17 protein-coding genes and 4 tRNA genes are annotated in these 24,266 nt (G+C 67.5%); 10 read left to right on the top strand and 11 right to left on the bottom strand.

What is annotated here, in order from left to right; all coding sequences use genetic code 11:
• Position 1 precedes the first annotated feature (1 nt).
• The gene (locus SRU_RS09580) at positions 2-1,054 is read right to left on the bottom strand and encodes a sodium:calcium antiporter (RefSeq protein WP_011404555.1); all 1,053 of its coding nucleotides are present in this window, start codon (positions 1,052-1,054) and stop codon (positions 2-4) included.
• Positions 1,055-1,302: 248 nt separating this feature from the next.
• Between SRU_RS09580 and SRU_RS09575 the strand changes: the two genes are divergently transcribed.
• The 4 genes from SRU_RS09575 (at position 1,303) to SRU_RS09560 (ending at position 1,802) form a co-directional block, all read left to right on the top strand.
• Positions 1,303-1,385: transfer RNA gene (locus SRU_RS09575), tRNA-Tyr, on the top strand.
• A 64-nt stretch (positions 1,386-1,449) separates the two neighbouring features.
• Positions 1,450-1,521, top strand: a tRNA-Gly gene (locus SRU_RS09570).
• A gap of 19 nt (positions 1,522-1,540) precedes the next feature.
• Positions 1,541-1,612: transfer RNA gene (locus SRU_RS09565), tRNA-Thr, on the top strand.
• A 118-nt stretch (positions 1,613-1,730) separates the two neighbouring features.
• Positions 1,731-1,802, top strand: a tRNA-Met gene (locus SRU_RS09560).
• A 310-nt stretch (positions 1,803-2,112) separates the two neighbouring features.
• Here SRU_RS09560 and SRU_RS09555 read toward each other — a convergent pair.
• Entirely contained in the window at positions 2,113-5,709 is a 3,597-nt protein-coding gene (locus SRU_RS09555; RefSeq protein WP_112904212.1) for a DUF4175 family protein, read from the bottom strand.
• Positions 5,710-6,070: 361 nt separating this feature from the next.
• Between SRU_RS09555 and SRU_RS09550 the strand changes: the two genes are divergently transcribed.
• Entirely contained in the window at positions 6,071-6,598 is a 528-nt protein-coding gene (locus SRU_RS09550; protein ID WP_112904210.1) for a hypothetical protein, read from the top strand.
• A gap of 74 nt (positions 6,599-6,672) precedes the next feature.
• On the opposite strand, the gene SRU_RS09545 is transcribed toward SRU_RS09550, so the two are convergent.
• Both SRU_RS09545 and SRU_RS09540 read right to left on the bottom strand, forming a co-directional pair.
• Positions 6,673-7,014 (bottom strand): putative quinol monooxygenase, encoded by a 342-nt coding sequence (locus SRU_RS09545; RefSeq protein ID WP_011404552.1) that lies wholly within the window; start codon positions 7,012-7,014, stop codon positions 6,673-6,675.
• A 72-nt stretch (positions 7,015-7,086) separates the two neighbouring features.
• Entirely contained in the window at positions 7,087-8,478 is a 1,392-nt protein-coding gene (locus SRU_RS09540) for a DUF2851 family protein (RefSeq protein ID WP_013062244.1), read from the bottom strand.
• 151 nt (positions 8,479-8,629) lie between these two features.
• On the opposite strand from SRU_RS09540, the gene SRU_RS09535 reads away from it, so the two are divergent.
• From SRU_RS09535 to SRU_RS09520, 4 genes are all read left to right on the top strand, one after another.
• Positions 8,630-8,929, top strand: a complete 300-nt coding sequence (locus SRU_RS09535) for a hypothetical protein (protein WP_043552411.1) — start codon at positions 8,630-8,632, stop codon at positions 8,927-8,929.
• 154 nt (positions 8,930-9,083) lie between these two features.
• Positions 9,084-9,491 (top strand): thermonuclease family protein, encoded by a 408-nt coding sequence (locus tag SRU_RS09530; protein ID WP_237701702.1) that lies wholly within the window; start codon positions 9,084-9,086, stop codon positions 9,489-9,491.
• Between the two features lie 135 nt (positions 9,492-9,626).
• Positions 9,627-12,719: a PD-(D/E)XK nuclease family protein gene (locus tag SRU_RS09525; RefSeq protein ID WP_237701701.1), complete on the top strand. Its 3,093-nt coding sequence runs from the start codon at positions 9,627-9,629 to the stop codon at positions 12,717-12,719.
• A 48-nt stretch (positions 12,720-12,767) separates the two neighbouring features.
• Entirely contained in the window at positions 12,768-16,193 is a 3,426-nt protein-coding gene (locus tag SRU_RS09520) for a UvrD-helicase domain-containing protein (protein WP_112904208.1), read from the top strand.
• 35 nt (positions 16,194-16,228) lie between these two features.
• On the opposite strand, the gene SRU_RS09515 is transcribed toward SRU_RS09520, so the two are convergent.
• Positions 16,229-17,635, bottom strand: a complete 1,407-nt coding sequence (locus SRU_RS09515) for an aminopeptidase P family protein (RefSeq protein ID WP_112904206.1) — start codon at positions 17,633-17,635, stop codon at positions 16,229-16,231.
• A 107-nt stretch (positions 17,636-17,742) separates the two neighbouring features.
• A complete protein-coding gene (locus SRU_RS09510; RefSeq protein WP_103017016.1) occupies positions 17,743-18,147 on the bottom strand; it encodes a hypothetical protein in 405 nt (134 codons plus the stop codon).
• 256 nt (positions 18,148-18,403) lie between these two features.
• Here SRU_RS09510 and SRU_RS09505 point away from each other — a divergent pair, with 256 nt between their 5' ends.
• Positions 18,404-19,207 (top strand): TerB family tellurite resistance protein, encoded by an 804-nt coding sequence (locus tag SRU_RS09505; RefSeq protein ID WP_237701700.1) that lies wholly within the window; start codon positions 18,404-18,406, stop codon positions 19,205-19,207.
• Positions 19,208-19,235: 28 nt separating this feature from the next.
• On the opposite strand, the gene SRU_RS09500 is transcribed toward SRU_RS09505, so the two are convergent.
• From SRU_RS09500 to SRU_RS09480, 5 genes are all read right to left on the bottom strand, one after another.
• Complete coding sequence (locus tag SRU_RS09500) at positions 19,236-19,802, bottom strand: FxsA family protein (protein ID WP_011404544.1); 567 nt, start codon at positions 19,800-19,802, stop codon at positions 19,236-19,238.
• 129 nt (positions 19,803-19,931) lie between these two features.
• Positions 19,932-20,702 (bottom strand): ferredoxin--NADP reductase, encoded by a 771-nt coding sequence (locus SRU_RS09495; protein WP_013062236.1) that lies wholly within the window; start codon positions 20,700-20,702, stop codon positions 19,932-19,934.
• Between the two features lie 157 nt (positions 20,703-20,859).
• The gene (locus tag SRU_RS09490) at positions 20,860-21,855 is read right to left on the bottom strand and encodes an AAA family ATPase (protein ID WP_011404542.1); all 996 of its coding nucleotides are present in this window, start codon (positions 21,853-21,855) and stop codon (positions 20,860-20,862) included.
• 74 nt (positions 21,856-21,929) lie between these two features.
• Complete coding sequence (locus SRU_RS09485) at positions 21,930-23,324, bottom strand: peptidylprolyl isomerase (protein WP_011404541.1); 1,395 nt, start codon at positions 23,322-23,324, stop codon at positions 21,930-21,932.
• A 54-nt stretch (positions 23,325-23,378) separates the two neighbouring features.
• Positions 23,379-24,248, bottom strand: a complete 870-nt coding sequence (locus SRU_RS09480; RefSeq protein WP_112904202.1) for a peptidylprolyl isomerase — start codon at positions 24,246-24,248, stop codon at positions 23,379-23,381.
• Between the last annotated feature and the right edge of the window lie 18 nt (positions 24,249-24,266).

Genomic DNA, 24,266 nt, shown 5'->3' with positions numbered 1-24,266 from the left:
GTCACGGGGTGTGGGCCGGCGGGGGAAGGTGGGGAATGAGATCAACCGTCCCCACCGTCTCGGCCCCCATCCACACCACGAACGCCAGGTACAGGGCGATGAGCCCCCAGGCCTCAGGGGTGGTTAGAACCATCTCGGATCGCATCGTAAGGAGGACAATCAGGGTGGCGAGCGAAAGCACCCCCATCATGGGCATCCCCACAGAGTAGTTGATGGCGACTGTGCCGGCGACGAGGGCCGCGGCAGGGATGCAGACGAGAAGGTCGAAGATGTTGCTGCCCAACACGTTCGCCACGCTCGTCACGGGATTGCCGGCCCGGGATGCCCGGATGCTCACGAAGGCATCCGGGACCGAGGTGCCGGCCGCAACCACCGTGATGCCCCACAGGAAGCTCGGCGTGCCGAAGATGTCGCCGAACGCCACGGCCGACCGGATGAGCCCCTCCACCCCGATGAGGATGATCAGTAGCGATCCCACGAGGCGTGTCCCCTGCTTCGGAAGATGGATGTCTTCGGGCGGGGCCTCGGGCTGATGGTCTCGCGTGTCCTGGTACTGCAGGTATACGTAGACGGCATAGAGCGCGAGGGGGAGCAGGGCCAGTCCCCGAGTCACGCCGCCAACTTGGGCGTCCGTTCCACCCGCGAGGGGGTTGTAGATGACGGCGAAGGAAAACATCAGCAGGAGCACCACGATCGAGATGAGGTAGAACTGGGTCTCCTTGTAGATCAGGTCGCGGGTCGACTCCAGCCGCTCCTCCGCCCACAGGCCGGCAAGGGCCGGAATCATCAAGATGTTGAAGAGGGCAGAGCCCACGACGGCCGCCACCCCGAGCTCAAAATCGCCATGCAGGGCGGCGGACAATACGGCAGTCGAGAGTTCAGGGAAGCTCGACCCGACCGCCAGTACGATGGACCCCTGCACGAGAGGGGGAAGCTGATAGTACCCCGACAGCTTCTCGGTAGACGATTCGAGAAGCTCGCTGCCTTTCCAGACGACGACGGTGGATACGATCGCGAGGCCCGCGTAGGCCAGAATCGTCGCGATGACGCTCATGCGTGGAGGGGGAGACGGATCGAGAACATCAACGTACTAAGTTGGCCCCTCCAACCACTCATCGGAGGCGGAGTTCACCGGCAGAGGGATCGCGGACACCGGCCCCGACGATCCGTACGATGAACCGGCTGCCCTCTTCATTTGAAATTCGCCCCCCTCCCGGGCAACTTTTCCGCCGTCAAAACCTAGAAGAGAAATCGCAACGCCGGGCTGACCAACTGGCTGGATGAGTGCCGGACGCCCTGCCCGGGTCGGTAGCGAAGTGGCCAAACGCAGCAGACTGTAAATCTGCCGGCTTATGCCTTCGGAGGTTCGAATCCTCCCCGGCCCACCTTGATCGCGAGCGGAATGCCCCGGGCGAGACATGCTTGGGTGCACCCGCTTGAGAATGCCCTGCGGGAGTAGCTCAGGGGTAGAGCATCACCCTTCCAAGGTGAACGTCGCGGGTTCGAATCCCGTCTCCCGCTCTTCCCACAGGTTGCAGTCGCCGCCTTAGCTCAGTGGTAGAGCACATCCATGGTAAGGATGAAGTCCCCGGTTCGAGTCCGGGAGGCGGCTCCGAGCATCTGGTACCGGTCGGATTTCGAGACGAGGTGGAGCTGATTTTAGATCGCCGTGAAACTGACAAGCGGCGGAACCCGAAGGAATTTGGCTAATACCAGATCGTGCTTTACACCGCGGGGTGGAGCAGTGGTAGCTCATCAGGCTCATATCCTGAAGGTCGCGGGTTCGAATCCCGCCCCCGCTACTGACTTTAGCACCTGTCCTGAACGGCTCCGTCAGTCGACGGAGCCGTTTTTGTAGTTGGACGGGGATGGGCGTCGTCGTTGACGTGAGGTCGGGGGATCTATTGAGTGCCCAACGACCGAAGGGGGTTGGGCTATAGCCCCGCGGCCCACCGATGTGGATTTTCGTTCGCCTCTCCTACGTCGTTTTTGTCTCCCGTGGGGCGGGTGCTAGACGCTGAGCCACCAGGTGCACCGGCGCGAGGAGCAGGATGGAGGTCGGCGAGCTGAGGGTCTCAGTTTCCGGAAGGGACCGAGGTGAACGGCCGCCGTCTATTTCGCCGCCCCTTCGCGCTGTTCGAGGAGCTCAAAGTACTTCTTGATGAGCGCCTCGTACTCCGAGTCGTATCCCATTTCCAGGGCGCGAATGAGGCCGCGCCGGAGCGTGTCGGGGGCCTCCGAGTCGGGGCGGTTGCCGGGACGCTGCCGATCAAAGTCGTCGTCTGCCTGGCGCCCCCGTCGCTTCTGTTTCTTGCCCTGCGTACGAAGCGACTGCTGGGCGTTGAGAAGACGGCTGAGAATTTGCTGCTGGCGGTTGATGAGGTCTCGGCTGTGGCGGCCGCTCCGCAGGTCGTCGGCGGACTGCTCCATCTGGTCGGCAATCTTTTGCAGGTCGCCCATCAACTTCTGTTTCGCCTCCTCCTCCATGTTCATTTCGTCGAGCTGCTGCTTGATCTGGCGCTGCTGCTTGGCGAGCTGCTTCCGCCGGGCCTGCATGTCTTTCGAGAGGCGCTCGCCCTGAGCCTTGTTCAGGAACTTCTGGATCTTCTGGTTGAGCTTCTGCTGCTGGCCGGAGGTCTGCTGCAGCTGCTGCATGGCCTGCTGCATCGACATCTTGCCGCTTCCGCCACTGCTTTGCTGCTGCTTCATCTGGTCCAGCAGATCGGAGAGCAGCCGGGCCAACTCGTTCAGGTGCATCATCGAGGTTTTCTGGTAGCCGGTGGCCTCGTCTCCCTCGCGGGCGTCCAGGGCGGTGGTCGCGTCCTCCATGGCCCGCAGCGCGTTGCCCGTCTTCTCCTGAACGGCCTTCGACATTCGCGGAAGCCGGTTCGCGATGGATTGCAGGGAGTCGGCGACGTGGTTGAGGCCGTCCTGTAGTTCCTTCTGCTGAGGGGCAAAGCGACGAACGGCGGAGCCCTCCCCCTCCAGTCCTTCAAGGGTCGTGCGCAGGCCTTCCTGGTCGTTGGACAGGCGCAGGGTGTTTGCCAGGGCGCTGCGGAGCCCCGTCATGTTCATCCGGCGCTGCTGCCCCTTCATCTGTTGCTGCATCTGAGACATCCGCGACTGCATGCTCTGGAGGCGTTTCTGCAGCCGTCGCTGCTGCTGACGGGCCTTCCGGAGCTGGTTTTTCCGGAGCTGTTGGCTGTTCTGTCGCATCTGCTCCGGCAGGTCCTGCTTTCGCATCTGCTTGCGCATTTGCTGAAGGTCCTTCTTCGGGGCCGATGGGACGTCCTTCATGTCCTGCTGGGCGTCCTGCATCTCCTCCATGAGCGTCTCCATCTCCTTCGCCAGCTCTTTCTGTTCGCGGGCGAGCTCCGGGTTGGCCGACGAGTCGGCGTTTGGGGACCGCTGTGAGCCGAGCGAGTCGGGTCGGGCCCTGCCCGTTGAGTCCGAGGCACTTGGCGAGGAGGCATCGGCCCGGGACGAGTCGGAGGCGGTGGTGGGGGGCGCAGTGGAGTCCGAGGACGGCGACTCCGACGAGGGGGCGTCCTCCTGAGACTGGCCGGTCGAGTCGGCATCAGAAGACGCGTCCATGCGCTCGGAGGTCTCCTGGGCGACCTGGTCCTCCCGCTTCCGGATGTCCTCCGCCCGTCGACTCAGCTCCTCCATCTTCTGCCGCGCCTTCAGCTGCTTGAACAGGTTGAGCGTGCGCTCCAGCTGCTGTTCCTGCTGCTCGAGGCGCGACTGGGCCTGCTCCATGGCCGACTGCATCTGGCGGAAGCTCTGGTCCTGCATCGACTGGCGCATGTTTTCGAGCGCCTTCTGCAGGTCCTTCGACTCCATCTCGTCGATGGTCTGCTTGAGCTCCTGAAACTTTTTGCTGGTCTCCGGGCTCGACAGGTCGTTGCGCTGCATCTCGCGGTTTAGGGAGTCCACCTGGCGCGAGAGGCTCGACTTGCTCTGGGAGAGCGACTGTTGCCTCTGCTGCAACCGTTCGAGCTGGCGTTGGTCCTCCCAGTCCGCCTCTCGCGTGCGGCGAACCTCCCGGCGAAGGTCTTGAAACTGCTGCTGTACGTCTTTAGACCGCCGGTTGAGCTCCTGCATCTGCTCGCCGGTTTTCTGCTGCAGGGTGTCGAGCTCCTCGTACTGTTCGGAGAGGGAGGGAAAGCGGAGCCGCTGGGTGGCGGTGCGGCCGCCCTTGGGCCCGTTCACGGTGTCGTTGTCCCAGGCCTTGACGTAGTAGGCCACCTCGTCCCCGCGCTCCAGGTCGAGCCCACTCTCCTGGGCGAGGAGCCAGGTGTGCGAGAGGACCTGGTCCGCGGCCCGGCCGTCGGGGAGAGGGAGGTCGATGGAGGAAAACGACGAATCTGCACCCCCTCCGTCGGTGCGGCGGTAGAACAAGGCCGCCCGCCGAAATCCGTAGTCGTCGCTGAGCTGGACCCGAAGCGGCTGCGTGAGGTCCGGCGTCAGTTCAGTGGGATCGCCGGGATTGAGGAAGGACACCGACGGCCGGGCGTCGGTCTGAAGGTCGACCTCGTAGCGGATCGGATCGCGGTTCGAAATGCCGCCTGCGCTCTCCAGGCGCAGGGCGTAGGTGTCCTCCCGGCGAAGACGGAAGCGACCGGTGGCCGAGTCGTCGGCGACCGTGAGCGACTGCGCCGGGCCGTTTTCGAAGTCGAGCGTCGCGTTCGTGACCGGGGCCCCGCCGAGGGCCGCCGACACCGTAACCTCCGTGCCGGGAAGGGCCGTCACGGCGCCCACATTGGGGGCGAGCTCCCGGGCCGGGCGGTCGGTGTAGGCGGGGGGACTCACGCGGAGCTGCAGCCGTCGGACGACAGGACGCCGGGCCACCTCCACCGTGTACCACTCCGTGCGGACCGGTGAGGCGGCCACGCGGTAGCGCAGGGGACGGCGTACGTTCGGAACGGTGTGGCGGTAGGTGCCCATCGAGTCGGCCTCAATGGCGACGCGCCGGGGCGATTCGTTCTCGGCGGGGCGGAGGAGGAGGGTGGCCGTCTCGGGGACGGTGCCGGTGGCCCGGACGGTGACGCGGAGCGAGTCGCCCCGGACGAGCTGGGCGTCCCCCGGGCGCACGTCAAACTGAAACGGGGCCGGGCGCTCGAATTCGGTTCGGGGGGCGAGGAGGCGCTCCGAGGCGTCGAGGAACGTGGAGGGGGCGGCGAGGAGAAACGTCAGGACGGCCAGGGCCGGAAACAACGCCCACCGGGCGGCCCGCCGTGCTGGCTGGAAGTCGGCCACCTCGTCGAACTGCACCTCGTCGATTTGGTCGGCGAGGTGCTGGACGGCCTGGTCCACGTACGGGGCGGGGGCGTGCGACCGCTGGCCCTCCGCCAGCTGCAGCAGGTTTACCAGCCGATCGGCCACCACTGGATGGTGCTCGCCGACCGTCCGGGCGACGTCCTTCTCGGACGGGCCGTCGAGCAGTCCAAGCAGGCGGCCCACCGGACGGGCAATGAACGCCGCGCCGATGCCCAGCAGAACGGCGCCGGCAAGAAGAAGCAGGCCGGTTCGGAGGCTGGGCTGAAGCCACAGCGCCGCCTCCAGCGTGGCGGCGAGAAGCCAGAGGGCGGCCGCCGTGCCCCCGGCAAGGGCGCCCCCAAAGGCGAGTTGCGCCCACGACATGCGTCGCGTCGCCCGGCGAAGACGGGTGCGGAGGCGCTCGACGAGTCGGGCCGTCTGTTCGCTCATGGGCGGGAAAAGCTGATCGGAAAGCGTATGTCCGGCGGGACAAGGAAGGTCGTCCTGCGGGCTCTGCCGCTGAGGGAGGGCGATAAAGGCAGTCCCCCGTGGGCGAGACGGTCGAGTGGTGGGGCCATTCATCTTATCGTTCCGTGTCAGCGTACCTCCCCGTGACGTTTGGTGTTTCTCTGAGTGTTCATCCTGAGTGGCCCCCATCGGTCCACCAGGTTTGCACCTGCTTGGGGGAAACCAACGTGAAAATGGCCGCAAATTGGCGTTTACGCGACGAAAGGAGCATCTTTGCCGGACACCTCCGTGCGTTCCTACAGTAGATCCCTTTGCGTGCCGTTACATTTCCTTCGTCTCCGTTATGCTACGCGCAAATCGTTTCGTACTCCTGCTCGCCCTCGTGGGACTGTTGGCCAGTGGGTGCCGCACGTACGGCGGGTACGACACCAAGCCGAAGACCTATCAGGCGATGCAGCGGTCGGTGGAGGCCTTCGCCGACGAGCTCGACCGGGCCGAGGCCGACTTTCGCACCCTCGCGGACGCCGCGGAGGCGTCCGATACCCTCCAGGCATTGGCGGAGGACTACCAGGCCCTGTTGGACGAACATGAGGCCCTACTGGAGACCCAACGAGGCCGCGTTGAGCGCCTCTCGGCCAGTAGCGCCTACAGATCGCTTCAGCGCGGGTACGGGGCCACCGTCAAAGAAAAGAACATCATGATGAAGAAGTACCGACACCTGGTGCGGTCCGTGCACGCGACCGTTCAGGGGACGCAGGTGGGGCCCACGGCCCCGGACGCGGAGCGGCGATATACCATCCGCCCCGTCAACTTCCCGTCGCTCCGAGACGAGGAGCGGTTGAGCATGGAGCAGGCCCTCGGCGACCGTTGAGGGACCTGTACACTGACTTTATCGCGCGCTTGGGTCGATTTGGTGGGCTCGGCGCCTCCATCCAAGGTGAGCGCTCAGGGCTGTCCCGGATCCGTGGCGTCCCGAGCGGCTGCATCAATCGCGTCCGCCGGGCGGGCGACGGTATAGCTTCGGGCACGAGGGCGCTCGGCGAACAGGGGCTTTACCGTCGACCAGGTACGCCGGAACAGGTCGCTGTCCCTGTACTCGTCGAGTGCCTCCGCGCGTTTCCACTGGCTATAGGTGGTGCATACGGTGGGGGCCTCCGCGCCCTGCCAGAGCTCAAGGTGCCGGCAGCCCGGAACCGATCGGATGTGCGGGGCGGCCTCGTCGAAGTGGGCCAGGAACTGATCGACCTTGTCGGGAGCGAACGTCATCTGAACGATGCGAACGAGCACGGGCGACTGGACGTCTTGGAAAGCCTTGCGCGTCGCCTTCTATGGATCGGGGTGCAGTAGGTTGGAGGCGTCTCAGTCACCGAGGAGATGCTGGCCAATCTGGCAGTCGAGACACCCTCCCGCAGAACAGTAATTTTTGTAGAGCTCGTGGAGGCCCTGAGCGTCGTATGCCGACTCGGGGTCGGTGCCGAGGTCCTGAAAGCGACGGACCACGCGGTCTTGGGAGGCCGGAAGGGCGCGGAGCACGTCCAGTGCCGCGTCGGCCTGTGCCGCGTTCCCGCGCTGATCGGCGTCCTGCAGAAGCACCGGCACCACGGCGTTGACGAGGAGCGTGTCGCGGCGAGACGTGCCAAGACTGGGGGTGTGCTCGGCGGCCCGCTTCGTGAGGTGATAGTGCGTGCGCCAGAAGGCAGGGGGAGAGGCCGCAAGCGCCTCCCGGAGCGTCGCGACGGGGGTGTCTTGCCCCAGGGCCGTGCGGAGCGTCGAGACCGGAGCCTCGTGCAGCAGTCCTCCCTCGGCGTACCACGCCGCCGCCTGTGCAATACGAAGGGGCGGAAAGTTGTTGGGCCGGAGCCGGAAGAAGGTCCAGGCCGTCGAGGCCATCGGCCGGACGTCGAGGCGGACCTGGAGCCGCCGGAAGTGGTCCCGGAGGGCCATGGTGTAGTCGGCCGTGGGGCGGTCGGCCTCCAGCAAGTCACCGGGCTCGGGAAGGAGGCCCGCCGTTCCGAGGAGGAGCGCCTCGCGTTCCGGAGGCGTGTCGAGGGGGCGGAGCACGGCCGGCGGGGTCCGTCGGGCGAGCGTCGTCATGGGGGCGTCGTTCTTCGCGTAGCCGAGCCCGGCGAACAGGCGTTCATGGAGAATCGTGGCCGGGGACGTGTCCGAAGGGTCCGGCAGGTGGTCGCGTTTTTCGGTGAGTCGATCCTGGGCGAGCCGGCGGATCCACGATGTGCGGATGGGAGAGGGCACCTCGTCCCAGCGCGACGCACAGGGCAGCGTGTCGTCGTCGGCCCGTGTCCGAAAGGAGTAGAGCAATTCGCGGAGGGGCGTGTCGAGGCGCGGATAGAGCGCGAGTTCGGGGAGCGCAGACTCGTCGGCCCGCAGAAGGCCCCCGGTCCACATGTCTGCGTGGAGGGTCACGTGGAGCACCACGCTGTTGAAGCGCGGGTCGGTGTGGTGGTCGTGACGAAACCACCCGCCGGAGGTCGTATGGACCTCGACCTGTCCGCGCCAGTCCATCCCTCCGATGCGAACGTGGGCGTTTTGAAAGTCCGGCCCGGCGTCGGTGTTGAGGCGCCCCGGATCGCGAATGGCGATGGGCTCCCCGTCGGTCGTCTTGAGGCCCTCGGTGTCGAAGCGCTGCTGAGCCCAGAGGTCCTGCACGAGTGCCTCCGGCACCGTAGCGGCCTCCGGGGCGGGTTCGTGCAGCGTCCCAGAGCCGGGATGGGGAGCATCGAGCGTCGGCATGATGCAGGCTGAACGGGGACAGGGATCGTTTGGCGTCTCTGTGTGTCAGACACCTGCCCGATGCGATCATAACGTCGCTGGGATGGGGAGGCGAGAGGGCCCCTCCCGTGCTCCTCCGGTCCCGACGATTTTCCTGACAACCCACCCTCGAATGGACACGCCCAACCGCTGGAGGCCCCCGGACCTGGCGTCGTGGCGGGTGTTCAGTGTGATCGTCGCTTTGCTGCTCGGGGCGCTGGCGTTGGAGATTGCGCTTTCGCCCCACTGGACCGATCCGTTCCGCGCGTTCGAGACCTGGGTCCTCGTAGGGGTGGGGCTGGGCATGGCGTGTCGGGCCGTGGGGGGATGGCTGGCGCGCCGGAACCGGCCGGGACAGAAGACGCTGCGTCGACTGAGCCTTGCGGTGTGGCTCGCGGCGGCCCTGGGCGGACTCGTAGGACTGCTGTTTTGATAAGGCCCGCCGCTCGATGGCCGTGCACACCCGTATCCCTATCGCTGTAGGTTCTGGAGGCCGCCGGTCCGTGTCCGCGTGGGCGTGGCGAGGCGTGCTCGCGGGCCTCGCATTGCTTCTGTGGGGCCCCCTCCTCGCTCGGGGGCAGTCGTACGTGGGCAAAGGGCACAGGGTGCTGGACGGAGACACCATTTACCTCCTCCGCGAGACGGGACAGATCGTGCGGGTTGAGCTGTACGGCATTGATGCGCCGGAGCGGGGGCAGCCCTTCGCCGACGCGGCGGCCCGGGCCGTGCGACGGGTCGTCTTCCGGACGGACGTGCGGGCCCGAGCGGAGACGGACGGCCCCGACGGCCGCTCCCTTTTCGTGGTGCGCATGGACGATCGCGTGCTGAACGAGCACCTGCTTCGACGCGGGCTCGCGTGGTGGGACCGTCGGCAGGCCCCTCACGCCGATCGGTATCGCCGCCTGGAGCAGCGGGCCCGGGCGAACGAGCGGGGGCTCTGGGCGCAGCCCGACCCGGTGCCGCCGTGGACGTGGCGGGGACGGGATCACCGGTAGTGCTGGATGCGAGTCCACACGTTTCACGAATTGCCCGTCCGTCCGCTTTGCTTTGTGCCGTGCAACCGGCAGGTTGTACGTGGCATCGCATTCGCCGGACGCCCCCACCATTTTCTGCGTTCGTCTCCCCCGTCCATGCCTGCTGTGTCTGCTTCTTCTGCCTCGCCGGGCGCCCAGCTCCGGGCCCTCTGCCGCGCCCACCCCCACGCGCCGAAGGTCGTTCTCGTGCCCCGGACGCAGATCGGGCGCGCCCTTGAGGATGCGCTTGCGCGGGACGCAGACGGATGGGCCGGGGTCTCGACCCGCATCGTGCGTCACCACGCCGAACAGGTGGCCCAGCCTCGAATTCTGGCGTCGGGGCGGCGCGAGCTGCCGGTCGGCGGGCGGTCGTTCCTGGCGGCGCGCCTGTTGAAGCAGCTGCAGCGTCAAGGGCGGCTCGACGGATTGCCGGGCCCCCGTCAACTGGCCGACACGGTGGCCGAGGCCATCGAGACACTCCGGCGGAATGGCGCCCCGCTAGCAGACGTGCAGGCGCGTGCCCAGACGGAAGATGCGTCGGCGACGTTTCGGGTGGTGGCGGACTGCTACGAGGGATACCTGGACGCGCTGGACGCACACGGCCTCTACGACGACGCGCAGGTCCTCCGGTGGGCTGCCGAATCTGTGCGAGAGGCAACGCCCCCAGCCGTAGAGGCCTCCGTGGTGGCGGTGTGCGACGCCGTAGACCTGCCGGAAGAGGCCCAGCAGTTTGTGCGGGCCGTCCGGGCCGGGGCCGAGGCATTCTACCGGATCGGCCGCCCGCAGCCGGAGGCCCCGCCTCCGCAGACGGCCGCTGCGCGCTTTGTGGACGCCCCGCTGCCGCCCGGTGAAACGGCAAATGGGACGGTGCAGGAGGTTCATGTGCGGCGGGCGGTCGGGAGTGCCAAGGAGGTGGACGCGCTCGTCCGCGATCTCCTCGACGCCGACGTCCCGTTCGACGAGGTGGAGATTGCCGTGGCGGGGGAGCAGCCCTACGTCTCCCTGATCGCCGACCGGGCCGCGCGCGTGGGCCTGCCGGTGTCCATCGCGACCGGGGTGTCTGCGGGACAGACCCGCACGGGCACGGCCCTCCTCGCGTTCTTGGAGTGGGTGACCGAGGACTTCGACCCGGCGGTCCTGATCCGGATGCTGCGGAGTGGGCATCTCCGCATCGACCGGATGCGTTCCGAGATGGAGAACGAGACGGGGGCGGGTTCCCTCGAAGCCCACGAGGTTGCCACCCTGCTGGCCGCACGCCGCTACGAGCCCGGGCGGGACGGGTACGCCAAGGCCCTCGGGGCCGCAATTGGGGAACTCGAGGACCGCATCGCGGAGCTGGAGGAGCAGGGGCTCGAGCCGGAGCGGGATCGGGAGCGGCGACGGGCACTTCGGTTCGTTGCCCGACTCGTGGAGGCCCTGTTGGACCTCGTCCCGCGAGAGGCCTCCGTGCAGGAGATGGCGGCGCGGGCACAGCGGTTCGTCGAGCGGTTCGGGCCCGTCGACCCGCCCCCCGAGGACAAACCGGAGGCGGATCGGACGCTCGACGAGGCGGGCCGTACCGTGCTTTGGCAGCGCCTCGACCGCCTCGTACGCGTTCCGGTGGACTACGAGGCGTCCGGCCCGCAACTCGCCGCGCTCCTCCGGCGCTGGCTCGAGGGACAGTACGTGCGGGCCGAGCATCCGCGGCCCGGCACCGCGCACGTCGTGCCGCTCGAAAGTGCGGGGTATGGCGCCCGCTCGCACCTGTACGTCGTCGGGATGGATAGCGACACGCTCTCCACGGCGGCGGTGGAGGGGGCCATGCTCCGCGACCCGGACCGCCGTGCGCTCAGCGACTCCATGGACGGTGAGCTCCCTGAGCGGCGCTCGGCCTCGGACGAGGCGCAGTGGCACCACGAACAGGCCCTTGCGCGACACACCGGGGTCCTGTCCCTGTATACCCGCATCTTCGACCTCGACAGTGGGGAGGAGCGGTATCCCTCCCCGCTCTTCCTGCGGCTGGCGGAGGCCCCCACGGTCGAGTCCGAGCGTACCGAAGGCATCGTGCCGACCGGCGAGCGCACCCGCCTCAACGACATGGAGGCGTGGCTGACGGCTTTTCGGAACCGGGGCGGTGAGGGCAGGGGGACGGGCACCGCCCGCGACGCGCTCTCCGACTGCTATCCCTGGCTCCGGCGTGGGGAGGATGCGCGACAGGCCCGCCAGAGCGACGCGTACACGGCGCACGACGGACTGCTTGAGGCGGGCACGTATCCGGAGCTCGATTTTCTTCGGGACCGCGAAAACGGCGGGCCGATGTCGGCGGGTCGACTGGAGACCTTCGCCGAGACCCCGTATCTGTACTTTCTGAAATACGTCCTGGGCGTCGAGCCCCTGGACGAGCCCGCGCTGGACGACGAGCCCTGGCTCAACGCCCTTCGCCGCGGCAGCATTCTCCACGCCACCTTTGAGGCGTTCATGACGACCCTCCGGGAGGGGGACGAGCGGCCCGCGGCCGAGCACGAACCGCTTCTCGAAGACACGCTCCAGGCCGCATTTAAAGCGGAAACCGAACAGGTCGCGCCCCCGAGCGACGTCGTCGAAGAGGCGGCGTTTCGCCGGCTCCGGGCGGATGCGCTCGTGTTTTTGCGGGCCGAGACGGCGCACTGTCGCACCCACGCGCCGCTGTACCACGAGGTCGGGTTCGGCTACGGCCCGTATCGACGCCAGGAGGAAGACTTCGGGGCGGTTACAATCCCGGTCGAGGGGCGCGAGATGTCGCTCCGAGGACGGATCGACCGGGTGGACCGCCGGCCGGATGGGACCCTGGCGGTCTGGGATTACAAGACGGGGCGTGCGTCTTCATTCGAGGAGGGCGACCCCGTTGCCGACGGCGCCCAACTGCAGTGGGCGCTCTACGCCTATGCGCTCTCCACACTGACGGACGAGACGGTGGGGACGTCCGGCTACTACTTCCCAACGACCCGAGAGCGGGGCACGCGGCTCGCCTTCGACCCGGGCCGGTACCGGACTGAGGTGGAGCGGCTTCTCGACCGGCTGAGCTCCCTCGCCGCCTCGGGAAGCTTCCCGATGCACCCTCGCGCCCGGTACCTCAACGCGTGGCGGTACCGGGGCTACGACCGCCTCTTCCGCGATCTAGCGGCCCGGAGCACGGCCCTTCAGGCGAAGGCGTATCCCGACGAGCGCCCCACCCCACCGTCCTTCGGATAGTCGCCGGCCGTTTCACCTGTCGTTTCTCACCCACACTGAACCGCGCCCATGTCCGCCCCCCACTCGGCCTCCTCAACGTACGACGACGCCGCCGTCCGCCGGCGGATTGGTCCGTGGCAGGAAGACGACGTGCCGACCCTTTCGGCCTTTGAACCGGACACGAACTTCTTCGTCCGGGCGGCGGCCGGCTCCGGCAAAACGACGGCCCTCGTGGCCCGCATGGTGGCCCTCGTGCGCTCGGGGGTGCCGGTGGAGGACCTTACGGCCATCACCTTTACCCGGAAGGCGGCCGGGGAGATGAGCAAACGGTTCTACGAGGAGCTCCGGCGCGCCCAGACCGCACTGCCGGCGGAAGGCCCGCAGCGACGACGGGTCACGGCCGCCCTCCGGGATGCGCAGCAGGCCTTCATCGGCACCATCCACGCCTTCTGCGCGCGCCTCCTGCGGGAGCGGCCGATCGCCGCAGACCTGCCGCCCGGCTTCGTCGCGGGCCTGGAGGACCGCGAGGAACGAGAGCTCCGTGACCGCGCCTGGCAGGACTACCTCCAGACCGTACGGGCCGACCGGCCGGCCCGCATGGAGGCGCTCACGAGCCTGGGCCTGGAGCCGGAGGACCTGGACGCCTACTTTGAACGGCTGTGCGAACACCCCGAGCTGGACCCGTACGTCAACGCCCCGGACACCGTCCCCGACCTGACGCAGGCCGCGGCGGCGGTGCGGGCCGAGCTCGACGCGTGGCAGGCCCGCCGTCCGGATGCGCTGCCCGAAGGCCGCGACGACGCAATGCAGGCGTTCGACAGGGCGGAGAAACTGATTGCGCAGACAGGGGTGGAGACCCCGGCACAGCGCGCCGAGCTCCTTGAGCTGTTCGCCGGCGTGGCCGACGAGGAGTCGGCGGACGTGACGCTAAAGTGCTGGCGCGGCCCGCACACGGACGCCTACGACTGGGCGCGGACCCTGCGAGACGAGCACCTGCCCGCGCTGGTGCGCGACGTGGTGCAGCCGGCCCTGCGCCGGTGGCGGGCCTACGTCCACGAGGAGGTCGTGGCGTTCGTCCGCCCGGCCGTGGAGCGGTTCGCGTCTCTCCGTCAGGCGGAGGGGCGGCTTACCTTTCACGACCTGCTCGCCTGCACCCGGGACCTGCTGCGCGACCACCCCGGCCTCCGAACGACCATTCAGGAGCGCCACCCCCGCCTGCTGGTCGACGAGTTTCAGGACACCGATCCGCTGCAGGCGGAGCTGCTCTTCTACCTCACCAGCCGCAATCCGACCGAGACGACCTGGACCGACTGCCGCCCGCTTCCGGGCAGCTTGTTCATCGTCGGGGACGACAAGCAGTCCATCTACCGATTCCGGCGGGCGGACATGGAGGTGTTCGAGGCCGTCGGCGAGCGCATCGAAGACACGGGGGGCGAGGCCGTGATGCTGACCAAGAACTTCCGCTCGCTCGACGTCATCTGTGACTGGTGCGACGCGGCATTCGGGGCTCTCTTCGACGACGCGGACCTGATGGACCGTCAGGCCACGTACACCCCGTTCGATCCCCAGCGCACGACAGAGCGGGACGTGGACGGGGTGCGGCGGATCAACCTCGACAAGGTGCGGGGGAACTGGGGAACCGACATCGCCGCACAGGACGCCGGGCGCATTGCCCGTTTCATTCAAGGCGCTCGGGACGGCGGGCGCAGCGGGAGGGGGGCGGACCGGCACGGCGCGCTCTTCGCCGGTGGGGCGGACTATTCCGACTTCCTCATTCTGACGCGGACCAAGTCGCGCCTTTCCGTCTACGCCGAGGCCCTGGCCGAGCGCGGCATCCCGTACACCGTCACCGGGAGTGAAGACCTGGGCGAGGCGGCCGAGCTGAAAGCCCTCGTGGACCTGCTCACCTGCGCCCTCCGACCGGACGACGAGGTGGCGTGTGTGGCGTACCTGAAAGGGCCCCTCGTGGGGGCGAGCGACGATGACCTGTACCGGTTTTCGCGGGCCGGTGGCGAGTTTGGTCGCATGCACGAGCCGGTGCCGGCGTCTGTGCTGGAGGCCCTTCCGCACGAGACGGCGCAACGGTTCGAAGAGGCCTTCGGACACCTGCGTGCGGCGCGGCGCCGGCTCCACGAGCAGCGTCCGGGCGTCGCGATCGAACAACTCATTGACGACCTGGGACTGCTCGCGGGGGCCGCCCACCCGCCGGACGCGGCCGAGGGGTCGCTCCGGGCCGGGCGCGTGCTCCGCACGATCACCTACGTGCAGGATCTTGCCGCCCAGGGACTCGGGTGGGCCGAGGTGCTGGACGAGCTGCAGCGGGTGGTCGACGGGGAGGAAGAGGTGGACGGCATGACCCTGGAGACGGGCGGCGACGATGCGGTGCGCGTGATGAACGTGCACCAGGCCAAGGGGCTGGAGGCGCCGGTCGTATTCCTGGCCGATCCGTACAGCCGGAGCGGCGGGCCGTCGGTGCGGCGTCACCTCCGCCGGGAGGCCGGTGAGCTCGTCGCCCCAATCGTGCAGGGAAGCGGCTACCGCGAACGGGTGACGCACCCGCCGCTGGGGTGGGAGAGGCCCGTAGACGGGCGGGACGAGAGCTTCCGCGAGAGCGAAGAGCGCCACGAGGCGGCCGAGGAGCGGCGCCTCCTGTACGTGGCGGCCACCCGGGCACAGAATCTATTGGTCGTGTCGACCTACCCGGAAAAACCGGACGACGGCCCCTGGGCGCCCCTCTACCCGCATCTGGACGCGGCGGACGTTCCCGAACTGGGGCGCCCGGACGCGGAGCCCTCCAGCGACCGGCCGGAGGCGCCCGCCCCTGCCCTGACGGATCAGCGCGCCGGGCGAGACGCTCAGCTTGAGGCGCAGTCCCGTCCTTCGTACCGGACGGAGTCCGTCACCGACGGCGACCGCGCCTCCCCCGTGCGCTCGTCTCTGGCGTCGGAGGGCTACGGAGAGGCGTTTGGCTCAGCAATCCACCAGCTCTTGGAGCAGTGCGTCCGCACGGGCCGCCCCACCCCGTGGACCGACGAGTCAGTGGCGGCGTCCGTTCTCGAACGCACAGGAGCAGAGGACACGCCCGACGCCGTTGAGCGGGCCACGACGATGGTCCAGCGGTTTTTGGACAGCCGTGTGTGGGGGCGGGTGCAGGGCGCCGATCGTGTGTACGCCGAGTACCCGATCGCCCACGCTGTTCGGCGCGAGACCCCCGTGGTGCGTCGGGGGGTGATCGACCTGGCCTGGCGGGCGGACGGCCGCTGGACGCTCGTCGACCACAAGACCGATCGTGTCCAGGGGCGCCCGCCGGAGACGCTGTCCCCCGACCATGCCTATGTCCAACAGCTCCAAGCGTACGCGCGGGCCTGGGCCGCCGTGGTCAACGAGCCCGTCGCGGAGGTGGGGCTCTGGCTTGCGGACGCCGGGACGCACCTGTTCGGAGAACCCACGGGGGAGGAGCACTCCCTGTCCCTGGGCCGTCGCGCTGCGGACTGATCGGCCGTGCTCGCGGACACGCCCTCCCCTCGACGCTAGGCGGCACGGGACGAACCGGCCCGATCGGCCACCTCGCCCGGCGCCTTCGGAATGTCGGGCCCCAGGATCCGGGCCCCATCTTCGGTCACCAGCATGTCGTCCTCAATGCGGATCCCACCGAATCCGAGGAAGTCCTCCACCCGCTCGTAGTTGATGAACCGCTCGTGTCGTCGCTCTTCCCGCCACTGCTTGATGAGCGGCGGGATGAAGTAACACCCCGGCTCCACGGTGATTACAAATCCGGGCCGGAGGGGACGCCCCAGGCGCAAGGTGTGGAGGCCGAACTGGTCCGGCCGCGTCTGGTCCTCGGCGTACCCCACAAACGTCTCCCCCAGGCTTTCCATGTCGTGGACGTCGAGGCCCATCATGTGCCCCAGGCCGTGCGGGAAGAAGAGGGCGTGGGCCCCCGCCGCGACCGCCTCGTCGGCGGCGCCCTGCATGAGCCCCAGGTCGATGAGGTGCTCCGTGAGGGTGCGGGCGGCGTGCTTGTGGATCTCGATGAAAGGGACGTCGGGGGCAACGGCGTTGATGGCGGCGGTCTGGGCCGACAGCACGGCGTCGTAGATGGCCCGCTGTTGCGGCGTGAAGCCCCCTCCGACCGGCGTTACGCGGGTCACGTCGCCGGCGTAGTGACATGGGGAGGTGGCCCCGGCGTCCACCAGAAGAAGGTCGCCCTCCTCAAGGGTGTTCGGGTACGAGTGGTTGTGTAGCACCTCGCCCCGCACCGAACAGGTCGGTGTGAACGAGAAGGTGCTCCCCTCGGTCGTCAGGAGGCCGGTCATGGCGCCCACGATTTCCTGCTCGGACGCGCCAGGGATCGCACGCTCCTGGGCACAGGCGTGGGCCTGGGCGGTGCGTTCGAGGGCCGTTTCGATTTCGGCCACCTCCTCCGAGGATTTGACCGACCGCTGCCGGACCACGGCGCGAATCAGGGGCTCCGAGACGGCGTCGTCGAGTTGGGTGTGTGGGCGGCCCAGCAGCGTCTCCAGGCGGAGCCGGTGCTCGTCGCGGTACGGGGGAAGGACGTGAACGGGGCGGCCCTGCTGGCGGGCCTGCGCGATTCGAGCATCGAGCGCAGAAGGCGGATCGACCGTGTCGATGCCGACCGCGGCGGCGTCTTCCCGGAGGGCGGTCTGCTCGCCTTCCCACACGACGTCGTCGAGGGTTGCCTCTTCGCCGTACAGGGTCGAGGCGCCCGCGTCGAGGTTAATGAGGCCGTACAGGTCGGGGCGGTCGAGCCCAAAGTAATAGAGAAAGGTGCCGTCCTGGCGGAAAGGGTGGGGGTTATCGACGTAGTTGCGCGGCGAGCGCCGATTTCCGAGCAGCAGTACGAGGCCGGAGTCCGGGCGCTCGTGCTCAACGAGTGTGCGACGCCGCGAACGATAGGTGGCGGGGGGGAACATTAACCAGGAGAAATTCAGGAGAAAGGCGTTGGGCGGGGGCACTGAGTGGAGTGGGAGCGGCGTTTAGGCTCCTTTCTCCCCCAGCTAACGCGTCGTGGAAATGCCAGTCATCCGTCTGCGGACGGGCCGTTCATCAGAATCTGGAGAAGGGCCCGCGTTTCCGATAGGTGGCGGATCTGGCGCACGGTCTGGTGGGTGGCGTACAGCCCATACACCGCCACGAGGAGTGTGGGGGCGAGCCAGAGGGCGATGCGGCTCCAGGTGGACCCATCGACCAGCCACAACCCCACGAGGAGCCCAAAATAAATCCCGGCAACGACCATCGACAGCAGTGAGTACCGACTTTGAGTCAGGCGCTGGTCGATGGCGCCAAGCACCTCGCCGTAGCGGCGTTCCTCCAGGGCCTCCAGGTCCACAACCCCGGAAAGGGCCGACTGGACGCCGTCGCTGCCGTGGGGATCAAGCCGCTGGGCAACCTGAGACTCCAGGGCGTCAGGGTCAATGGCGGGCATGGCAGAAGGGACGGATGAAAAGGACATCAGGAACTGAACGCAACAACACACTCAACATCGGTGGTAAATCTGGACGAATGCAACACCGATGGGAATAGATCACGACCAGTTTCACAGGGAAACCGTCGGATGTCTGGCTGTCTTTGACGGCGCCGGCCCTCCCGCTTCAGGGCGGCCGTCCCGGCCCCGTTGCGTTTCGGGGCGGTCGTTCTGTATACTTGCGACATGGCGTCCTGTGAATTCAGCCCTTGCTCCCATGAACGCTTCCAGCGACTGGACGACGACACACGACCTGGCGGTCGTATACATTGCCCTGGCCTACGGCACCGACCACGAGCTCAGCGACGAGGAGCTCCGGGTCCTCAAAAACGCCCTTCAGGCGTGGGAGTCGATGGACGAGCCTGCCGTCCAGGATCTGATCGTGGAGGCCGCTACGGTGTTTACCGAGCGGGAGGCCGAGGCGGAGTTCCGGCGGGCCGTTCAGGACCTCAGGTCGGCCCTTTCTCCCGAGGAGCGGCGCGACACAATTCGGCACTTGATTCGCATTGCGGAGGCCGACGGGGTGCTCTTGGAGCGAGAACAGGGGCTCATCCACACACTGGCGGACGCGTGGTCGCTCAAGGCCCTCAGCGAGGACCTTCTGGAAAATACGTCGGCCGTCGTGCAGCGGAGGGGGGAGGACTGGGGGCTCATTCACGAGCTGGCCTTTCTCTACATCCTCGTGGGACACGCTGCCGACGAGGATCTGTCGGGGAGCACGGTAGACGTGATGGTAGAGCGGCTGCAGGAGTGGCAACCCGAGCGGTCGCTGGAGGAGTTGCGCAACGTGGTGCGGCGGGCGCTGCAGGTGTACGCGGAGCAGCCCCGGGAAGACCTCATTTACGACTCGGTGGAGGCGCTGAAAGAAGCGCTGTCAAGCACGCATCGCCTGACGGCCCTCGACGACCTCTACACCGTGGCTCGGGCCGACGGCCCCCTCACCCGGACCGAGCGGGATCTCATCTCGTCCCTGGCACAGGCCTGGGACGTGAACGTGCGCATGAACGGGCACGGCGGGTGAGCGTCGTTGGGCGGTCTGAGCCCTGGGGCTAGGGGGAAGACGAGGCCGTTCCGTTCCCGTCTCCCTGCGGTTCGTCTGCGTGGTTGGGTCGGTCCTGAGGCCGCCCCTCCCACGTGTCGTCCGGGGCGGACCGGCGGGGGCCATCGGGGGAACGAGGGGGGACATTCGCCCCCTTGGAATCGGAGGCGGTAGGGCCCCCAAACATGCCAAACTGCACCTGCATGGTCCCTTGGTCAACCTTGCCCTGGAACCAGCGCATCAGCACGTTGCGGAAGCGGGTGCGGGTGACGGGAATCAGGCCGGAGAACCCAATCACGTCGGTCAGGATGCCGGGTGTGATGAGCAGGGCGCCCGCTACCAGGATGATGACGCCGTCGGCGAGTTCTTTCCCGGGCAGGTCTCCGGCCTGCAGTCGGCGGTTGAGGCGGCCCCAGGTCGACAGTCCCTCTCGGCGGGCGAGGTGACTCCCCACGACGCCGGTTACGATGATCAGCGCGATTGTGGCCCAGAACCCGATCAGCTGGTCTACCTGGATGAGGAGGGCCAACTCCACTGCGGGCGTGAGCAAGAAGAGCAGAATCAGGCGACCAAGCATGGGGCAATCCCGTGAGGGGGCTGGTGAGGGGCAGGCAGGGACTCTTCCTCCGTCCTCGGTGGACCACAGGCAAATCTACCGTCTGGTGTACGGTTCCCTACCGGGGCCCTCTGCTCGCGGTTGCGGGGACTATCCGTCCCCGTTACGCTCCACGAAGTATTTCTCTTCGTGGATTGCGTCTTCCTCAAAGCCGGCCCGCTGGAGAATGCCCTGGGCCTTGTCGATCATTTTTGGGTGCCCACAGGTGTAGGCAGCGCTGTCGGACGGGACGAACGAGGTGGCGTCCAGGTGCTTCCGCAGGACATCCTCAACCCGCCCGTACTCGCCGTCCCACTCCGGATCCTCCCAGGGACGACTGACGGTGGGAACGTACTCGAACCACTCCACCTGATCGGAGAGCGCCTGAAGTTCGTCGAGATACGTGCCCAATTCCCAGGATCGACTCGCCCCGTGCAGGACGAGCATCGGGTCCGGCGTGTCCAGGGCCCCGGCCCGAAGTTTCTGGAGCTGATCCCGAATGATGCTGACGTACGGCCCCACGCCGGTCACCGTCGCCGCCATGAGGTGGTGGGTGCGATCCGGATCCAGGGTGAACCGGCCGACGATTTTGTTCCGCATCCACACGTCTGCCCCCCGGTCGAGGTCCCAGAGCTTCGGCGTGAGCGCCCCGTCGTCCACCCGCTCAATGAAGAACTCGAGCTCCGTCTCTCCGGGGGCCGAGGCGACCGAGTAGGGGCGAAGCAGTGGGCGGTCGCGGTCGTCGTTCATCAGCCCGAGGGTGGCGTACTGGCCCGGCGTGAAGTCAACAGGCGTGTCTGCACGGAGACGAAACACCGCAAGCTCTTCGGAAAAGTCGACCCGTTCCACAAAGGTCAACCGGCTGTACCGGGAAGCATCCATTCTGCGTTCGGCAGCGTCGTGAAGAAACCATCGGGAGCGGGCGGGGACGGGCCCGCTCGTTCGCAAGAGAGCACCCCTTCTTTTCTTCCCCGTAGAAGTGCTACTGCCGGTTGAGAGTCGAGTTTTCGTCCGCCCGACCCGCGTCCTCAAGATGCCGTTACATCTCGTCGAGGAGCTGGTCGATCAGGCCGACCGACGACACGTCGTCCGCCTCCGCGTTGAAGCTCGGAACGATGCGGTGCCGCAGAACGGGCACGGCCATCCGGCGCACATCGTCCTCCACCGGGGTCATTCGCCCGTCCAGGGCGGAGAGGGTCTTCGCCCCCAGGACGAGGTACTGGGAGGCCCGGGGCCCGGCGCCGTAGCTCAGGTAGTCCTGAATGAACTCGGGGGCCTCTCCGGAGTCGGGGCGGGTGCGGGTCACGAGCTGTACGGCGTACTCGATGACGTTGTCGGCGACCGGAATCTGCCGGACAAACTCCTGGTAGGACTGCAGCTCGTCGGCGCTCATGACGGGGGACACCTCCGACTGGGGGCCGGCGGTGGTGCTCCGAACCACCTCGGTCTCCTCGTCGAACGAGGGATAGTCGAGCCAGAGGTTGAGCATGAACCGGTCCAGCTGAGCCTCGGGCAGGGGATAGGTGCCCTCCTGCTCGATGGGGTTTTGCGTGGCGAGAACGAAGAACGGATCGTCCAGCGTGTGCGTCTCGCCCGCGGCGGTGACGTGCTGCTCCTGCATGGCCTCCAGGAGGGCCGCCTGGGTTTTGGGGGGGGTGCGGTTGATCTCGTCCGCAAGGATCACGTTTGCAAAGACGGGCCCGGCCGCAAACTCGAAGTGACGCCCGTCCTGGGTGTCCTGAATGATCTCCGTGCCCGTGATGTCACTGGGCATGAGGTCGGGCGTGAACTGGATCCGGCTAAAGTCCAGGTCGAGTGCCCCGGCGAGGGTGCGCACGAGGAGGGTCTTGGCGAGGCCGGGCACCCCGATCAGGAGGGTGTGCCCGCGGGCCATGAGGCAGACCACCACCATCTCGATGATGTCTTCCTGCCCCACGATCACCTTTCCGATCTCCTGCCGAAGGCGGTCGTAGGCCGTGCTGAGGTCGTCGAGCGTCTCGGGGTCCTGCGGAGGGGAGGACGAGGAAGGAGGCATAGGAAAATCGACTCGGAAGCAGAGCAAGGCCCATCAACCGGACCGGACGAACAGCGGCGACAGACGGGGGCCGTTTAGCGGCGGCGCATGGCCGTCAGCTCCGACTCCGTGATGCGAATGTCCACGTAGATTTTCTCTCGGAGCTGATCGGTCCATTCCCGCATCTTTCGACTGCGCTTGTCCTGAAGGGCCCGCTGGCGAATTTGCTCGTAGTCGGTTTCGAGGCTGGCACGGTGGGCGGGCACGCGGCGGTCAAGACGGACGATGTGGTAGGCCTCGTCGTCGTTCAGGAGTTGCACGCGCGAGGGCTCGCTGATGTCGCCGGCCTCCAGGGGCCGAATCGTCCGGGTCCAGGAGGGCCCGAGGGCATCCAGAACCAGGTCGCGCGCCCCAGACTCCGGGTCGGTCACGCGGCCGCCATTTTGGGCCGTACGGTCCTCCTCGGAGTGCCGCCGCGCCATGCGCTCGAAGGAGACATCCTCGTTGTTGACGAGGGTGTCGCGCACGGCGCTCAGGTACTCCTTCGCACGCTTGCCGGTGGGGGCGTTGGGCTTGATGAGCACGTGGTGAAGGTCCACGGTGCTTCCGTCCTTGGCGTCGATCCGGAGAATGTGAAAGCCGTTCTGACTCTCGTTGTAGAAGGGCTGCGAGATCTGGCCGACAGGGGTTCGGGACGCGACCGCGGCAAATTCGGGCACAAGGTCGTTGAGGTTGACGTCCGTGAGGGCCCCGGACGCGGTGCCGGCGGCGTCCGGCGCGGAAAACTGGCGGGCCATGGCCTCCAGGGACGCGCCGCCGTTGACGATGGAGTCCCGAACGGACGTGATCAGCGACTTCGCCTGCTGGCGAGACGCCTCCGTCGGCTTCGGGTACCGGACGATGTGCGAGAGGCGAACGGTCTTGGGCAGCTGCGGCAGTGAGTCCTGCGGGATCTGCTCGAACCACTGGCGCACCTCACTGGGGGTGATGTCGATGCTCTGCATGCGCCGCCGCCGCAGCTGCTGAGACAAAATTTGACCCCGGAGATCCTCCCGGAACTGTTCTTTGATTTCGAGGATGCTCTTGCCGTACGCCTGCTCCAGGCGCTCCTCGCTTCCCGCGCGCTCGACGTACTGGCTGATCCGGCGGTCGAGCTGATCGCTCAGTTGCTGGTCCGAGACCGTGATGGTCGTGTCGCGCCGCGCCTGTTCCGCCAGAAGCTTCTGGTCGACCAGTTGCCGAAGGGCCTCCATCCAGAGGGAGTTGGAGTACGAGACGTTTTGTTGTCGGGTTTGGCGGCGGACGAGCTGGTCGACCTCGGATTTCAGGACGATCTCATCCCCCACGACGGCGGCGATGCGGTCCACCACCTGAGCGTTCTGGCCGTGGGCGGGAGCGGGCGACAGGCTGGCGAGGAGCAGGGCGGCCCCGAGCAGTATGCCTCCACCGTATCGGAAAGAAGATGAGAAAACGCGGCACACGTGACGCATGCAAGTACAGCTCGTATTCGAAGGGGGTGAACGACGGGGCGCAGTGGGGAAATGCTACGGCAATTCGAGGGTCCCGTCGGCCTGGGCTCTGTTGCGCAGGCGTTGAACCTCGGTTGCGTGGATCTGTTTCCGGGCGCGAATTCGGAGGCGCCGGCGGATTTTGGGCTCAACCCAGTCGAGCTCCGGCGGCGTGCCCTCCGAGAGCCGCCGGTCGAGACGGAGCACGTGGTAGCGCCCGCTGGCCTGGACGACCGGGGTGGTCTCCCCCTCCTGAAGATCCGCGAGCCGGTCCGCAAGGGCGGGCACCTGCTGGCCAAGTCGACTCTGCGGAACGAAGCGGCGAGACAGCCGGCGGGCCCGGGTCGTGTCCGTGGCGTACTCGGTAACAAGGCGGGCCCAAGTGGTATCGGGCGGCGCGGGGGGCGTGCGCAGGGCCTGCCGGGCGGTCTGGGCCGTGGGGCGGTCCGGGGCGGCCAGGTACTGGACCCGCACGTACGGCTCCCGGAGACGCAGCTGCTCCTTGTGGCGCTCAAAGTAGGTGCGCACTTTCTCCGGTGTGGGACGCACGTCGGCCTCCTCTTCGAGCCGTGTGCGCAGGGCCGACACGAGAACGGCGCGCCGCTGGCGCCGCAACCGCTGCTGGACCTCGTCGTTGGAGCTCAGGTTCAGCCGCTCGGCCTCCCGGTACAGGAGCGTGCGGGTCACCCACTGGTCGACTGCCTGTTTCCGGGCTTCGGTGGAGTCGCGAACAGGGCCCATGCCGGCGAGCATCCGGTCTAGGTCGGCCCCAGTCAAGTAGTGGGTCCCCACGCGGGCCACGTACGAGTCGGGCGGGGCCTCGGTCTGGCATCCGGCCAGCCCTGCGCTGAGAAGAAGCACAAGGAGGACACGGAGGCGCGTGGCGTGGAGGGCGGTGACGGGCATGGGTGCAGAGAAAGCCGT

This window comes from Salinibacter ruber DSM 13855 (genome assembly GCF_000013045.1).
GTDB classification, from domain to species: domain Bacteria; phylum Bacteroidota; class Rhodothermia; order Rhodothermales; family Salinibacteraceae; genus Salinibacter; species Salinibacter ruber.
The sequence above is the reverse complement of the archived record's forward strand: the minus strand, read 5'-3'. Positions and strand labels throughout refer to the sequence as shown.